General features: G+C 58.1%; 15 protein-coding genes and 1 pseudogene. 8 read left to right on the top strand and 8 right to left on the bottom strand.

Annotated features, from left to right (window positions below):
* Positions 1–26: 26 nt before the first annotated feature.
* The 4 genes from AC13C2_RS13400 to AC13C2_RS13415 are packed head-to-tail and all read right to left on the bottom strand — an operon-like array spanning position 27 to position 2,219.
* Positions 27–1,127: a DUF3618 domain-containing protein gene (locus AC13C2_RS13400; RefSeq protein ID WP_482887102.1), complete on the bottom strand. Its 1,101-nt coding sequence runs from the start codon at positions 1,125–1,127 to the stop codon at positions 27–29.
* Positions 1,127–1,522 (bottom strand): phage holin family protein, encoded by a 396-nt coding sequence (locus tag AC13C2_RS13405; RefSeq protein WP_092760339.1) that lies wholly within the window; start codon positions 1,520–1,522, stop codon positions 1,127–1,129. The genes AC13C2_RS13400 and AC13C2_RS13405 overlap by 1 nt, the downstream gene beginning before the upstream one ends.
* Positions 1,519–2,073, bottom strand: a complete 555-nt coding sequence (locus AC13C2_RS13410; RefSeq protein ID WP_482887103.1) for a hypothetical protein — start codon at positions 2,071–2,073, stop codon at positions 1,519–1,521. Before AC13C2_RS13410 ends, AC13C2_RS13405 begins: the two co-directional genes overlap by 4 nt.
* A gap of 47 nt (positions 2,074–2,120) precedes the next feature.
* Positions 2,121–2,219, bottom strand: a complete 99-nt coding sequence (locus AC13C2_RS13415; protein WP_139204655.1) for an LPXTG cell wall anchor domain-containing protein — start codon at positions 2,217–2,219, stop codon at positions 2,121–2,123.
* A 140-nt stretch (positions 2,220–2,359) separates the two neighbouring features.
* Between AC13C2_RS13415 and AC13C2_RS13420 the strand changes: the two are divergent.
* The 7 genes and pseudogenes from AC13C2_RS13420 to AC13C2_RS13450 form a co-directional block, all read left to right on the top strand.
* Positions 2,360–2,813: pseudogene (locus AC13C2_RS13420) on the top strand (radical SAM protein); the annotation flags it as partial.
* Between the two features lie 114 nt (positions 2,814–2,927).
* Positions 2,928–3,896 carry an IS1595 family transposase gene (locus AC13C2_RS13425; RefSeq protein WP_482887104.1) on the top strand — a complete coding sequence of 323 codons (969 nt, stop codon included), beginning with the start codon at positions 2,928–2,930 and terminating at the stop codon, positions 3,894–3,896.
* Positions 3,896–4,717, top strand: coding sequence for a hypothetical protein (locus tag AC13C2_RS13430; protein WP_482887105.1), 822 nt, complete (start codon positions 3,896–3,898; stop codon positions 4,715–4,717). The genes AC13C2_RS13425 and AC13C2_RS13430 overlap by 1 nt, the downstream gene beginning before the upstream one ends.
* A 559-nt stretch (positions 4,718–5,276) precedes the next feature.
* Positions 5,277–5,429, top strand: a complete 153-nt coding sequence (locus tag AC13C2_RS13435; protein ID WP_482887106.1) for a hypothetical protein — start codon at positions 5,277–5,279, stop codon at positions 5,427–5,429.
* On the top strand, positions 5,419–5,595 hold the full coding sequence (locus AC13C2_RS13440; protein ID WP_482887107.1) for a hypothetical protein: 177 nt from the start codon (positions 5,419–5,421) through the stop codon (positions 5,593–5,595). The genes AC13C2_RS13435 and AC13C2_RS13440 overlap by 11 nt, the downstream gene beginning before the upstream one ends.
* Positions 5,596–6,147: 552 nt before the next feature.
* The gene (gene otsB, locus AC13C2_RS13445) at positions 6,148–6,900 is read left to right on the top strand and encodes a trehalose-phosphatase (RefSeq protein ID WP_482887108.1); all 753 of its coding nucleotides are present in this window, start codon (positions 6,148–6,150) and stop codon (positions 6,898–6,900) included.
* Complete coding sequence (locus AC13C2_RS13450; protein ID WP_245737499.1) at positions 6,893–8,296, top strand: alpha,alpha-trehalose-phosphate synthase (UDP-forming); 1,404 nt, start codon at positions 6,893–6,895, stop codon at positions 8,294–8,296. Before otsB ends, AC13C2_RS13450 begins: the two co-directional genes overlap by 8 nt.
* 18 nt (positions 8,297–8,314) lie before the next feature.
* On the opposite strand, the gene AC13C2_RS13455 is transcribed toward AC13C2_RS13450, so the two are convergent.
* The 4 genes from AC13C2_RS13455 to fsa all read right to left on the bottom strand — a co-directional run bounded on the left by AC13C2_RS13455 (position 8,315) and on the right by fsa (position 11,910).
* Positions 8,315–9,163 (bottom strand): alpha/beta hydrolase, encoded by an 849-nt coding sequence (locus AC13C2_RS13455; protein ID WP_482887109.1) that lies wholly within the window; start codon positions 9,161–9,163, stop codon positions 8,315–8,317.
* A gap of 332 nt (positions 9,164–9,495) precedes the next feature.
* Complete coding sequence (locus tag AC13C2_RS13460) at positions 9,496–10,422, bottom strand: tyrosine recombinase XerC (RefSeq protein ID WP_482887110.1); 927 nt, start codon at positions 10,420–10,422, stop codon at positions 9,496–9,498.
* Between the two features lie 7 nt (positions 10,423–10,429).
* Entirely contained in the window at positions 10,430–11,128 is a 699-nt protein-coding gene (locus tag AC13C2_RS13465) for a DUF484 family protein (protein WP_092760329.1), read from the bottom strand.
* A gap of 128 nt (positions 11,129–11,256) precedes the next feature.
* Entirely contained in the window at positions 11,257–11,910 is a 654-nt protein-coding gene (fsa, locus tag AC13C2_RS13470; RefSeq protein ID WP_092760327.1) for a fructose-6-phosphate aldolase, read from the bottom strand.
* A gap of 63 nt (positions 11,911–11,973) precedes the next feature.
* Here fsa and AC13C2_RS13475 point away from each other — a divergent pair, with 63 nt between their 5' ends.
* Positions 11,974–12,603: a LysE family translocator gene (locus AC13C2_RS13475; protein WP_482887111.1), complete on the top strand. Its 630-nt coding sequence runs from the start codon at positions 11,974–11,976 to the stop codon at positions 12,601–12,603.
* Positions 12,604–12,627: the final 24 nt, after the last annotated feature.

Here is a 12,627-nt window from a genome sequence, read left to right on the forward strand (position 1 = left end):
CGCCCTGCTTTACATATATGTGAACCCTAGCTGACCGAGCTTCCAAGGTCGCGTTTGTCGGCTTCGTCCGCGGCAGCATCCTTGATACGGTCGGCCGCGGACTTTGCCTTGTCTTCCGCCGCAGATACGGCCTCGTTACCGGACGGTGTGCCGGACTTGATATCTTCCAGCGTTTCCGTCGCGACAGCCTTGGCTTCACGGGCGGCGGCTTCGGCCACGGCGCGCAGTTTGGCGGCTTCAGCGCGATACACGCGCTCTGCTTCGGACAGGGCGCGATCACGATAGACGCCAAGATATTCGTCTTCCTTGCGGGTTCGCGGCAGGGCCGCCCCCATCATTGCGCCGATACCGAACGCGACAAGGGCACCGATCAATGGCTGCTGGTTATAGGCATCCTTGCCGGATGCGGCATAATCACGGGCACGGGCTTCCAGGCGACGCTCGGCATCCCATGCGGCCTCGCGGGCGGCGATTACACGGTCACGTGCTGTATCGGTCATATTTTCGGTTCCCTCCATAAGGCGTTCGCGCAGGCTTTTGCCGCCGTCCGCCGCTGTGGTTTCAGAGCTATGCATCCAGGATGAAATGGAATCGCGGACATCGCTGGCCATTCCTCTGATGCGTTCCAGATAGCTGGACTCCGTCTCTCCTCTGGCCCGGATGACGGGGTCATATACATCGCCTTCGGCTGTAGCGACGCGTGTGTCGAAGCCTTCCGTCGAAGACTCCGCATGGCGAAATCCCCGAACCTGCTGATAGTCACGGTGGTCATAGCCAACTTCTGGTTCGTGACGTTCAAGATGCATATCATGCGGTTCGTCATCGAATGTGGATTGCGGACGCACCGGCATAGGGCGTTCGCGTATCCTCGTGTGTTTCCTGGCCGGACCGGCAATCAGCCACGCAAGACCCACGCCGGTGACGGCCAGGGCAAGCGGGTTGTCGCGCGCTTGCTTCAATGCGGTTCCCGCGAACTCACCACCGTTATCCCGTAACATACCGGATACACGGTCCACGATGACTTCAGGCGAAAATTGCCGTTGCAGGCTTTCAAGGGAACGCGCCAGTTCAACACGTTCCAGCTCGATCTCACGTTCGATCTGGTCTGTAGAACGATCATCGGTCATCACATCGTCTCCTTAACCGCATCAGCGTCGCGCTTCAGGTTCTTGACCGTTCGCGACGGGGCCAGACTGGTCAATTTGAGGTCATTGACCCCCTTCATGACCATTCCGAGCGCAATCAGAGCAAGTGTTCCGCCCACGATCAAAGCCGACCATCCGGCATCGAGACCCAGTTCGGTGATGGCGGCGACCAACGCGGCTGCCAATACGTTCAGCGCAACCAGTGCGATGACCATCGCACCGACCAGAAGGCCGATGGCAACGCCAGCGCGGTTGATGTTTGTGGATACTTCGGCGCGGGCAAGGTCGAATTCCTTGCGGATCAGCGACGAGACATGGGCCAGCACATCCGAAATCAGACTTGCCGGTCCCTTTGGGGATTGGCTGTGCTGGTTCATGAGCGGTAACCACGGTCGATCGGACGGTCATAGGGCGTATTGCTCACACCTGCGGTCGGCGACTCGAACCGGACATCGGCTGTCGACCGTTCCGACGCCTTGAGCATCCGCGCGGCGGCGAAACCCAGAAGTGCGGCACCACCCAAGACGACAGCAGGATTGCGGCGTGCAAACGATGTCAGATCATCGGCAAGCGAACCCAGATCCTGTCGGCGGATCATGTCGGCAGCCTGACTCAGGTTCGAAGCCAGATAATCGGCGGCCTGCGCCTGATAACTGTCATCGCCGAACTGGCGTCCTGCATCGCGAATCTGTTCCGCTGTACGCTCGATGTTGTCGGTCGCATAGTCCTTGGCATCCTCCACCCTTTCGTCGGCGGCGGAACGGGCCTGATCGGCCAGTTTGGAGGCCTCGGACTTGGCTTTCGACTTCAAATCGGACGCTTTGCTCGTGGCGGCAGACTTGGCATCAGAGGCCATTTCGGAAGCAGTAGCATCGCTATGCTGTTGCCCTGTAGACGACGGGGGGGGCGTAGTCTTGTTAACGGACATGATAGTCTCCTGTCGTTTGTGAATGTTCAGAATTGATCTGGTTGTGTTCAGGCGATGAAGCTGATGACAGCCAGCGCTACAACGACGACACCGATGATGTAGAAAATGCTGTTCATTGTGGTCTCTCCGGTTTCATGGCCCGCCAAGCTCTAAGGGCGGAAATTCGCAGATCGCTCTTGCTATCTGGCTTCACAACGCCGCGAGCGGCGAACCTGTTCCCGCCACCTCGGATTCGCTGTTTCTGCCGCTCTTGCCGGGGCGGCGAATAAGAACATATACAGAACATATGGCAAAAACGACGATTCAGGACAAACTGGCTCTGCTGTCGGATGCAGCCAAATACGACGCCAGTTGCGCGTCATCGGGAACATCCAGACGCGGGGTCGCGCGATGGCAAGGGGCTGGGCTAGACTACGGGGTCGGGCATTTGTCATGCCTATGCGCGGGACGGCCGATGTATCTCTCTGCTCAAGATTTTAATGACGAATTATTCTGTCTACGACTGCGCCTATTGCGTAAATCGCGTCTCATCGAATGTCCCTCGCGCCCGGTTTACCGTGGACGAGGTGGTCTGGCTGACGACCGAATTCTATCGGCGCAATTACATCGAAGGGTTGTTTCTGTCCTCCGGCGTTTTGCGGTCCTCGGATTATACGATGGAAGAAATGGTTCGTATCGCTGAAAAGCTCCTGGCACAGGGCTTCCGGGGATACATTCACCTCAAGACTATCCCCGGAGCGATCGCGCTGCACGCTCTGACGGGTGACGGCAGCAGGGTTTTGAAAGGCGATTATATATTTGACAAACCCAGCTTGCCGAGGTAGTTTGATCTCAACAAGTTAGAGGTTTTCGTAATGTCCGTTCTTTCCGCCCCTTACATGCACGACGAAGCTGCCGCCTTCGCCCACGTCGAAGCGATACTTTGGGCCGATGGTCCGGTCTGCCCGCACTGCGGCGTGGTCGATAGCGCGTACCCTCTGGTTGGCGTACGCAGCAAGGCCAGCAAGAAGAACCCAGAAGGCGTTGAACGCCACGGTCTGTGGAAGTGCCGCGAGTGCCGCAAGCAGTTCACCGTCCGCAAAGGCACCATCTTCGAGGAAAGCCACCTGCCGCTGCACCTGTGGCTGCAAGCCATCCACCTGATGGTGTCCTGCAAGAAGGGCATCAGCAGCCACCAGCTTCACCGCGTTCTGGGCATCACCTATAAGAGCGCTTGGTTCCTGACCCACCGCATCCGCGAATGTATGCGCGACGGTGCGCTGGCTGGCTTTGGTGGTGACGGCGGTGTTGTCGAGGTTGACGAAACCTTCATCGGCAAAGAGCCGGGCGTCACTAAGGCGAAAAACGCCCGTGGCGGCTCTCACAAGATGAAGATGCTGACCCTCGTGGATCGCACCACCAAGCGCGCCAAGAGCATCGTTGTGGACGACCTCAAGAAGTCCACGCTGATCCCGATCCTGCAAGAGAACATCGCCCGCGAAGCCTATGTCATGACCGACGAAGCCAGTCAGTATCAGGGCATCGGCGCTGGCAAGGTGTTCGACGCTCACGGTTGGACCAATCACAGCGCTGGCGAGTATGTGAACCTTGAGGACCGCGAAATCCACACCAACACGGTCGAAGGCTTCTACAGCATCTTCAAGCGCGGCATGAAGGGCGTCTATCAGCACTGTGGTAAGCAGCATCTGCACCGCTATGCTGCTGAGTTTGACTTCCGCTATAATAATCGTACTGCGAATGGCGTAGATGATTCCCAATGGGCCAAAAACATGCTAACTTCAGTCACTGGTAAAAGGCTCACATATAAATTGTCTGATTGCTAATGGCAGCCCCCGGAGAAACTGATCTAACATTTACCATTTACGGCCTCGAAATCCACGGGGCCGAAGTGGATGCTGTTGTCTTTGCGGACAAGCTTAAGCGGCTTGTTTCTGGCCTCAGAAAGCTAGACGGATTTTACAATGCCAAAGGGCAGCACAAGTTCATGATTCACGATCTCGAATTTGCCAGTGCAACAGTTCTTCTTAGAGAGAAGAGTATGAAAGCACGGGCAGTCCGGAAATCTCCTTCACACCGTTTTGCGGAAATTGGTGCTGCGGCAAGTGCGGGGCAGTCTTTCCGGGTGGAAAATGCGGCTGACGAATACGCGCTTGGCGTTTACAAAAGCCTATCAAGCGGAGCGGGGAAGTCTTTTTCGTATGGTGTTGTAAGTGCCAGTGAGGTGCAGCCTGTCCGGCTTGATCAAGTACTAGAAGATAGGGTCGGTCATATAATCGCATCGGCTATAAATGCCGCAAGTCAGGCACCGCTTAAATTCTTCAAAGGAACGGCGATCTCGACTTATGATGGCGTCATGAAGCTTGTAGATATAAGGGGGCTATTTCCTGAGGCAAAACTAATTCTGTCTGCTGGCGGAAAAGAAGTGAGCTGCGTTGTTCAAAAGGAAAATGTTGAAGCCCTCCGAGCCTCACTAGGTGAACGTGCACTCGTGACTGGTCGCGCGCACCATAACGGGCGAAGTATGATCCCCGAGCGTATTGATGTGACTAGCATCAAGTTGATAGACAAAGATTCACCGTCGGTCATATCTCTTAAGGGCGCGCTCCTGGGCCTTGACCCATCCGCGATCCAGGAGGCGGGATAGTGGCAGCTAACGCACTCCTTTGGGACACGTGCGTCGTGTATCGTTGGTTCAATGGGATTCCACCAGAATACGTTGATCACATTGAGAAATATCTTGAAGATTCTGCTAGCGGTAAGTGCGACATCTATATCTCAACCGTGACCCTTGCTGAGTTAAGGCCAAGTACTGTTCACAAGACCGGAATGTCTCCCAGCCAAGTTTTGTCCGCAATGAGTAAGTCATTTTTGCTGGTCGATACAACTCCTGACATAATGTCACTCGCTGGATACCTGAGGGACCAGAAATTTCGACAGATTGCTGTGCCGGAAAGCAAGTCCGCCTCTCGAAATCTAAGCCTGGGTGATTCTATTCATCTTGCTACCGCCGTTGCATTGCGAGAGGAATTTGGGGTTCAAGATCTTTCGCTACATTCCTTCGACCAAGGCAAAAGCCGGGATGGCGAGACGGGGAAAAAGACAGTTCCTATTGTCGGATTCGAGAGTTGGTGCCGAGATTGCAGTAGTGACGAAGAGATTCAGAAAGTAATAAGCCTTCCACGAAAGAAGCCGGAGCATCCTCTATGCCCACTACCAAAGACAAAAGCCAACTAGACCGCTTCAAGGAAGCCGCCCGCCAACTAGAGACGGACGATGACGAAGAACGGTTTGAGGAACGGCTCAAGAAGCTTGTGCAGCAGAAGCAGTCTGAGAAAACCAAAAAAGATGATGGATGATGTCGCCCTTGAGATCGGGCGGGTTGTAATCGGCGGCGCACTTTTTGCTGGCTGGTTCGCTGCTGGCATCAAGGCGGCAGACAGTGGTCACAATGTGCTGGCGTGGATTATCGGCTTAACCCCACCAGTTCTCTTCGTTCTAGGGTTGGCGGGTGCCTTCAGGTAATCGCTGGTTTGTCAAATATACAATCGCCTTTTGAAACGTCGCGGCGGGATGGAGCGGACAAGAGACGGCCGCCTGCTTCTGGTCACGCTCCACCCCAGCTGTCTGCTGCGTCTGCCCGAGTCACAGGCCCGGGACCGCGCCACGGAGGATTTCCGCAACGATTTGGTGCATGCAGTGGAAATGCTGCGTGTACGGGCGGGATGATCTGACTTCGCGCATCGGCTGAATCTTGCTTCCGCTATCTCTTTTTGCTGCGTAAATATCTGGCAGAACGCTCTTATTTGCACATCTAGGCGACAGCGTCGTCACTTCGCTGGGCGTCCCTAGGTAGGCTTGCTAAATGATAGCCGGAACTTTGGCTGCAAAAACAGGTTAGACTAATACAATATTCAAATGCTCAAGGATGCGTCGCGTGACCTCTATTTCAGTTGTCGTTGCTTCGCGCAGATACCTGTCGACCTCAGGTCGGCTGGATAGGTGTTCCGCATGCAAGCGGGTCAGATCAGGGAATGTGGCCAAATGCAGTATTATCAGATGACAGGTTTCATGGGTATGACCGACCAACCCGCCGAAGCGGTGGGCGATTTCAAATTGCCTGATCCTGACCAGTCCGCCCTGTATCTGGATTTCGACGGCACACTCGTAGAAATTGCCGAACGTCCCGACGACATCGATGTGACCGCTAGCATTACCGGCATTCTGGACCGCGCGATGGATCGGCTGGACGGTCGCGTCGCCCTGGTCTCGGGCCGGTCCATTGCGGACCTTCAGAAATTCCTTCCCGACTTCAAGGGCGCACTGATCGGCACTCATGGGGCCGAAATGCATATCGACGGTGTCCATTCCAAACTGGTCGAGTTCGATGAGGATACGGTTCGCCGACTTTGCCGGTTGGTCGACGACTTCGCCAAACTTTGCCCGTCGTTTCTGGTCGAACACAAGCCCTCCGGCGTTGTGCTGCATTATCGACAGGCTGAAGAATGCGGTGCACTTGCATTGCGGTTCATGGAAAGCCTGGCGATGGCCGCCGACGGGTTCCGGCTGCAACCCGCACTGATGGCCTATGAGTTGAAGCCCGAATGCGTCGGCAAGGACATCGCGCTTACCCGGTTGATGGATCGTCTGCCATTCCGGGGGAAAACGCCGATCTATGCCGGTGATGATCTGACGGACGAGCCGGCTTTGCAACTGGTCGAACATCGGAAAGGCTATGCCATCAAGATCGGCGAAGCCGAAACCGTTGCATCTCATCGCTTGCCCGACCCCAAATCGCTGTTGCTAAAACTGGAGGATTGGCTTGTCTGAACTCGTGATCGACGACGCGCCATTTTCGGACAGTCCGGTCGGGACAGGACGGCTCATCGTCGTCTCCAACCGCATACCCAAAAGCAACGAAGTCCCCGCAGGCGGACTGGTCAATGCCATGCACGAAGCCCTGACAGGGGCCGGTGGGTTATGGATCGGGGCAGCCGATCCGAGCGAACAGGCGCTGGACGGTCTGACAAGGATCGGCAGCGGCGACTATGACCGGGCAACCTTTGCGATTACCGAGGCAGAGCATATCGGCTACTACCTTGGCTATTCGAATTCGGTTCTCTGGCCCCTTTTCCACCATCGCCCCGATCTACTGGATATTTCCGAAAGCGAATTCGAGGCTTATGCCGCCGTCAACCGCCGTGTGGCGCGAGCCATCGCCTCTACCGTGAAACCGGACGATCTGATCTGGATTCAGGACTATCATTTCCTGATGGTAGCGCAGGAATTGCGGGCCCTCGGCATCGCCAACCGCATCGGCCTGTTCCTTCATATCCCCTTTCCCAACCCGACGGATGTGATGGCCCTGCCGCAGGTCGCGGCACTGTCCTCATGGTTGGCCGCGCATGATATCGTCGGCCTTCAGACCATGCGCGACGTGACTTCGGCAAATGAGGTCCTGCGTCACGACCCCAAGGCTCAGGTCCTTCGCGGCGGCAAATGGCTGCGCGAGAACCGGACATTCTCCGTGCTCAGCTTTCCGATCGGCATCGACGCCGAGAAGTTCGCAAAAACGGCTGAGGCCGCGCGCAAGCCAGACCTGCAACTTGCTGACGATGCTCCGCTTCTGATCGGTGTCGACCGTCTGGATTATTCCAAGGGCCTTGTTCAGCGCTTCGAGGCCTTCGACGATTATCTTTCACGCCGCGCCAAGGGCGACCCGCGCCCGACATTTCTGCAAATTGCCCCACCGTCGCGCGAAGATGTCGCCGCATATCAGGAAATCCGAGAGGAGCTAGAGCGCACAGCCGGATCCATCAACGGTGCTCATGCCGACCTGGACTGGACGCCTTTGCGTTATGTTCGCCGCCACGTCGACCGCGATCTTATCGCCGGTCTATATCGCCGCGCGGACGCCGCTCTGGTGACGCCGCTTGCCGATGGCATGAATATCGTCGCCAAGGAATTCGTGGCGGCGCAGGATGCGGAGGATCCAGGCGTTCTGATCCTGTCGCATTTCGCCGGTGCCGCCGAACAAATGGACGCGGCCCTGCTGATCAATCCTTTCGACAAACGCAGCTTTTCCGATGCCATAGACCGAGCTATCCATATGCCGCTGGAAGAACGTCGTGAACGTCACCAGACCCTGCGCGAAGGCGTGTTTGAAAAAGATATTCGCTGGTGGACCGACTCTTTCCTTGCCCGCTTGTCGCAGGTCAGACCTTAGCGCGGATGGCGCGCCAGATCAGTCTTGGGGCGTCAGCGACTTGGCAAATTCGGCGGCACGGTCCAAAGATTCCGTCGCCGCAGCCCAATCAGGCGCCCAGATTTGTGCCATGTGCATCAAGTTTTCTGTCACCGTAAGGTGAATGTCCGCGCCAGCTTCTTCTGCCCGCGCAAACAGCAACCTCGAATCGTCCAGCAGAACCTCGTGCGCGCCGACTTCGATCCATGTCGGCGGTAGCAAGGACAGATCATCCAGAAGTGGCGAAACCTGCGGGTCTGTTGTGGAGCGATCCCCAAAACACAGTTTTGCCAGATACTTGTCACACCTGTCGTCAAAGTCAGGGGCATCCTTGTCCGCCTGGGCACGCGTCTTGCTCAATCCACTGCGATCGGTATTCGGTGAAAACAGAAGAAGACCCGCGATCGGCCTGCCTTTTCGGGCCAGATCCAGTGCCGTGACCAGGGCCAGGTGCCCGCCTGCGTTATCGCCCGCCAAAATCGGTGCCGACCCGGACGGAACGGCCGCCAGCGCCGCGTCCAGTTGCGCCGGCCATTGATGGTCGGGGGCCAGTGGATAATGCGGAAGATGCACGACGAAACCGTGTGTATCACTGATATATCGGGCGATCCCGGCATGCGTGTCAGGCCCGCCGAATACATAGCCGCCACCATGAAACCAGATAATCCGAGGCAGGTTGCCACCCCCCGTTTCGGGACGGAAGTTCCGGGTGGCATCGTCCAGTCCGGCCGATGTTCCCAATACGCGATGGCGAAAGTTCTCGCGCATCTCGTCCGGGCTCTGACCCAGCGGAAAAGCTTTGATCCGGGCCAGAATGTCCTCGCGGGAAGCAGGGCCAGAGGGTTCCATCAGATGCCCCCCGTCTGAACCGCGCGCCCGTCCACATGTCCGTTCGATCCGGTCACACAATACGCGCGCTTCGACATCATACCAGCGATCATAATGCCTCTTCCCCGGTTCGTCTTATCATAATGCCATCGGTCAATTCGATCTTGATGAATGCAGCCGCATTGCCGTCAAACAACACACCTTCCCGCAAATAGTCCCGGCTTATAGCCAAGAAAAGCTCAGGATGGTGGATTTCGCCGTGTCATAGGCCACTTCGTCAGGCCAGGGCTGCGTTCCGCAGGCATTATTTTAAAGGAACAACCTGAAATATCGTTTGCTATCGGCACCTAACGCTATCTGCCGTGCGGATGGGCACGGGCATAGGTTTCCATCAGGTGTACCGTATCGACAGCCGTATAGGCCTGCGTCGTGGACAGGCTGGCGTGGCCCAGAAGCTCCTGAATTGAGCGAAGATCGCCACCTGCCTCCAACAGATGCGTGGCGAAGGAATGACGCAGCGCATGCGGCGTGGCCGACGTGGGCAAACCCAGTTGCATTCTGGCCTGCGCCATCACGCCCGCAACGATTCGCCCGTTCAGGGGCCCGCCCCGCGCCCCCCGAAACAGCGGGCCATCATCGGCCAGATCGAAAGGACAGGCCGCAATATATCGTTCAACAGCGTCGCGCGCAGCAGGCAGAACGGGCACCAATCGTTCCTTGCCGCCTTTGCCCTTGATCCGCAAAATATCGGCCAGCGGCGCATCGCCTCCCGTCAGACCCAGCCCTTCGGAAATGCGCAGGCCGCAGCCGTACAGCACCGTCACGACCGCCACATCCCGCGCCGCGATCCAGGGCGTGTCATGCTGCATCCCGACTGTCTCGATCAGGTCTTTTGCCGCATCTTTCGCCAAGGGGCGGGGCAGCGGTTTGCGGAATTTCGGCGCGCGTGTCGACAGGATCGCGGTCGGATCAAACCCTTCCCGTTCGGACAACCAGCGCGCAAAGGATTTTACCGCCGACAAATGCCGCGCGACCGACCGTCCGCCGGTGCCACGCAACCGCTGATCGGCCATCCAGGCGCGCATATCCGCCGTCCGCAAACGCCCGATCTCGGCCAAGCCCATAGGTCCGCCGCGATGTCCCGCCTGAAATGCCAGAAACGCCGTGACATCGCGTGCATAGGCCGTCAGCGTATTCTCCGCCGCCCCGTCCAGCGCCCGCATGTGGTCGCCCCACGCCTGCAACGCGTCGCGCGCGCCGGGACTGATTTCCAGCGTCATACGGGCCTCAGCCCAAGCATCGCCGCACGACACGCTCGAACGCGGCGGTGAAAAAGGTCAGCAGCTCGGTGCCCTGATTGGCGCGAAACTGGTGCGGATCTTCCGACCCGAAGGCCAACATTCCGGGCAGGCGCCCGTCGCCCAGATCCAGCTTCAGCAAGGCTTCGGAGCGGACCCAATCGGAATCGCCGCCAAACACCTTTTCGGATGCGGGCGCGCATTGACGAAGCGTTACCTGCCGCACCGGAACATCGCGGCCCTGAGTGATATAGGTTTCCACGAATCCTTCACGCACCGGCGAGATGACCAGATGCGGCACTTCGCCCGGTTCAGCGGATTCCAGCACCAGCCGCACACGGTCGACACGCACGATATCGGCCAACTCGCCCGGCAGCAGATCCAGCAACCCCGGCAGGTTTTCCGCTTCCAGCAGTTTCAGGACGCAGCGGTGAATCTGGTTCGTCCCGGCAAGGTTTTCATATGCGGCGGCGATCACACTGCGATGCGTATCTTCCAGACGATCCAGCCGCGCCTCCAGTCGTTCCATCGCAATACCGCGCAGATCGACGATGTTCTTGCCCATCTGCCGCTCGTTCGCAGCGATCAGTGCCCGCATCAAATCGCGGTCTTCCAATATCATGTCGGGGTCTGTCAGGACGCGGTCACGCCAATCGTGACCCACGGCGCGCGCGGTCTGGTCTGCCATCTGCTCTCTCTCCGGTCTTTGCCGATTGCATTTCAGATAGCACAGAGAATTCGGGCCGGGGGCGACAAAATCGCACCCGGCCCGCTGTTTTGCAGTCGGTGTGACCCGAAGGCCCGCAACCCTCCCGATCAGACGATCTTGATGCCCGCCTTTTCGGCATCCTTCAGGAATTGTGCCAATCCGTTGTCGGTCAATGGGTGCTCGATCATCTTCCTGATGACGCCCGGAGGGGCAGTCGCGACGTCGGCGCCCATCAGCGCAGCGTCCTTCATGTGGTTCGCGCTGCGGATCGATGCGGCAAGAATTTCCGTTTCGAAGCCATAGTTGTCATAGATCGTGCGGATATCCCCGATCAGGTCCATGCCGTCGATATTGATATCGTCCAGACGGCCAATGAACGGACTGATGAAGGTGGCCCCCGCCTTGGCGGCCAGCAACGCCTGGTTGGCGCTGAAGCACAGGGTCACGTTCACCTTGGTGCCTTCGTCGGACAGCGTCTTGCAGGTCTTCAGTCCGGCCCATGTCAGGGGTACCTTGACACAGATGTTGTCGGCGATCTTGGCCAGATGGCGACCTTCGGCCAGCATCTGATCGGCCTCGGTGGCGACGACTTCGGCGCTGACCGGGCCATCGACCAGATCACAGATTTCCTTGGTGACCTCCAAGATGTCGCGGCCCGACTTGGCGATCAGCGACGGGTTGGTGGTCACGCCATCGACCATACCCAGGTCGTTCAACTCCCGGATGGCGTCGATATCAGCGGTATCTACGAAGAATTTCATGGCGTCCTCGGCGTATGAATGGTTCGCTTTCCTGTACCGCTAACTGCTTCCAAGGACCAGCCCATGGACCTCACACTCTGGCTGACATTCGCCGCCGCCTCGACCGCCCTTCTGCTGATCCCCGGCCCCACCGTCCTTCTGGTGATGAGCTATGCGCTCAGCCAGGGACGCCGCGTTGCCGTTGCCTCGGCCACAGGGGTTGCCTTGGGCGACATAAGTGCGATGACCGCCTCGCTGGCGGGTCTGGGCGCATTGATTCTGGCATCGGCCGCGTTTTTTACAGTGCTGAAATGGGTCGGCGCGGCCTATCTGATCTGGATGGGCTGGCGACTGTTCCGATCCGCCGGTGGCGCCATGCTCGGCCGCATCGGCGAAACCCGCAGCATTCCCGCGCGGGAAGTGTTCTGCCACGCCGCACTGGTCACCGCGCTGAACCCGAAATCCATCGTTTTCTTTATTGCCTTCGTCCCGCAGTTCCTGCGCCCGGAAGCCCCGCTGATCCCGCAATTTGCCATTCTGACCGCGACATTCGTGGCCCTCGCGTTGCTGAACGCGCTGGCCTATGCGCTACTGGCGGACCGGTTGCGGACGGGCTTGAAGCGGCCTTCGGTGCTGCGGCGCATAACGCAGGGCGGCGGCATAGCCTTGATGGCGATGGGCGTGGTGACGGCGTTGACCAGGCGCACGGCCTGATCGCGTCCCCGGAACCCGACGCTG

Source organism: Jannaschia sp. L-14R (assembly GCF_056857695.1).